Consider the following 2110-nt stretch of genomic DNA (forward strand, 5'->3'; position numbering starts at 1 on the left):
TGTCAGCGGCGGGCCAGTACAGCCCGCCTGTCTCCAGTTTAGCATACGGTGGGTCCGAACACAAATAATGTAAACAAAATTAAGGAAATATTCACAGTTTTTTTATTGGATATTGGTCGGATTTTTGGTACAATGAACAAGGACACAAAGAATAGGTAAAAAACATAGTTGAACATATTGAGTTCGGGATTGGAGTGTGAATAATGAGCAGAATCGGTATTTTTTTTGCGGAGGGTTATGAAGAGGTTGAGGCTTTAACTGTGGTGGATCTGGCCAGAAGGGCCGGACTTGAAATTGATATGATTTCAGTGACCGGCGGCCGGGAGGTCACGGGTTCCCATGGTATTACTGTAAAAATGGACAAGGTGTTTTCCGAAGTTGATTTCGGCGGGCTGGACATGCTGGTGCTCCCGGGCGGGCTGCCGGGGACTAAGAACCTGGAGAACTGTCAGGAACTGATGGAAAAGCTGGATGAATTTTATGCGTCAGAGAATAAATATGTGGCTGCAGTCTGTGCGGCACCCAGTATTTTCGGTCACAGAGGCTATCTGAAGGGCAGAAGGGCAACCTCGTTCCCTGATTTTGAGTGCCATCTGGAAGGCTCCGTGGTTACCCACGGTTCGGCCGAGGTGGACGGGAATGTGGTTACTGGCCGGGGAATGGGATGCGTAATTCCCTTCGGGCTGGCTATAGTGGAGCTGTTCCAGGGAAAAAATGCGGCGGATGCGCTTGCAGAGAAGATTGTATACACAAGATAAGAAAGAATAGGTAACTGAAGGACACCCGGCAGTTACGGAAAAGGGAGTATTAGCAGCAAATGAATATTTTATTTTTTCTTACCCCTAAAAGCGACGTGGCTTATGTGGAGGAGGACGACAGTCTCCGACAGGTGCTGGAAAAAATGGAGCACCACGGGTATGCGGCTGTTCCCCTGCTTTCCTCCGAGGGAAGATATATCGGAACCATTACGGAAGGAGATGTGCTCTGGAAGCTGAAAAAGGAAGGCTTTCCCGAGCTTCATGAGATGGAAGAGATTTCCGTCATGGAAATGATACGTAATCGGGATAATAAGCCGGTGCATGTGAATGTGGATATGGAAGGCCTTTTGGATAAGGTGATGCATCAGAATTTTGTCCCAGTGGTGGATGATGATAAGGTATTTATAGGTATTGTTACAAGAAAGGACGTCATTCAGTATCTGATGGATGAACTGAAAAAGAAAAAAAAGACGGACTCCCAGGAAAAAATCCAGATTATGGTGCCTGCGGGAAACTGAAAAATCGGTAAGGGCTGAAAGAATGGCGCGTCTTACGACAGCTTTATATTCCGGAAAACAAAAATCCCGGCTTGCATTAAGCAAGCCGGGATATCTGCATTCAGAGAGAGTTATTTCATCTGCTCTTCCTGTTTTCTGATCATTCTACGAACCATTTCTCCGCCGATAGAACCAGCTTCTTTGGAAGTAAGGTCTCCGTTGTAGCCCTCTTTCAGGTTAACGCCTAATTCAGAAGCTACCTCTGTTTTAAAACGATCCATTGCTGCCTTTGCTTCAGGGACCTCTACTCTATTAGATCTGTTTGAACTTGCCATTTGAATTCACCTCCGTAATTCTTGTTTCTTTTTCTTTGTTTTATTTAGATAAGCAAGCGGCTCCATCCGTTGTGCCGCTCGCTTATCCAGGGGGATGTCTGAACTTGCGTGTCGGCGTTCCGTTTGTTTCCGTCGCTTATCTTGATGTTATTATTTGCGGAATTCATTTAATTATTATGACAATTATTGGGAAATGATTTTTTAAAATTTAAGGGGTGGGAAAGGCGTGAGAGCAGGGAGGAAAGGGAGTGGAAGACGGGGATGTTTTTGTTGGGGCGGGCGGAGGCTGTATGGTTTTTCAGCTTGCAGTGGAAAAAAGACGGTGTTTTCTAATCGTTTCCTGCACGGGCGAAGGGCAGCCTTAAAACAGCAGAACTCCTCGCAGGCTCGTCGGACATTGCTGTTTTGGCGGCTATCGCCCGTTTCGGAAGCGATAAGAAAACATCGTCTTTTTTCCAGATTTAAGCGAGAGATAGGGTTTGGGTGGCGAGGAGGGTGGCTTCTTCGGGGGAGTGGGTGA

General features: G+C 46.5%; 3 protein-coding genes. 2 read left to right on the forward strand and 1 reads right to left on the reverse strand.

Annotated elements, in window-relative coordinates; genetic code table 11:
- The first annotated feature begins 203 nt into the window (after positions 1 to 203).
- Positions 204 to 758 (forward strand): DJ-1 family glyoxalase III, encoded by a 555-nt coding sequence (locus HMPREF1548_RS20380; protein ID WP_021638419.1) that lies wholly within the window; start codon positions 204 to 206, stop codon positions 756 to 758.
- Between the two features lie 59 nt (positions 759 to 817).
- Complete coding sequence (locus tag HMPREF1548_RS20385) at positions 818 to 1276, forward strand: CBS domain-containing protein (protein ID WP_021638420.1); 459 nt, start codon at positions 818 to 820, stop codon at positions 1274 to 1276.
- Between the two features lie 110 nt (positions 1277 to 1386).
- On the opposite strand, the gene HMPREF1548_RS20390 is transcribed toward HMPREF1548_RS20385, so the two are convergent.
- Complete coding sequence (locus HMPREF1548_RS20390; protein WP_021638421.1) at positions 1387 to 1590, reverse strand: alpha/beta-type small acid-soluble spore protein; 204 nt, start codon at positions 1588 to 1590, stop codon at positions 1387 to 1389.
- Between the last annotated feature and the right edge of the window lie 520 nt (positions 1591 to 2110).

The organism is Clostridium sp. KLE 1755, from assembly GCF_000466465.2.
GTDB classification, from domain to species: domain Bacteria; phylum Bacillota; class Clostridia; order Lachnospirales; family Lachnospiraceae; genus Eisenbergiella; species Eisenbergiella porci.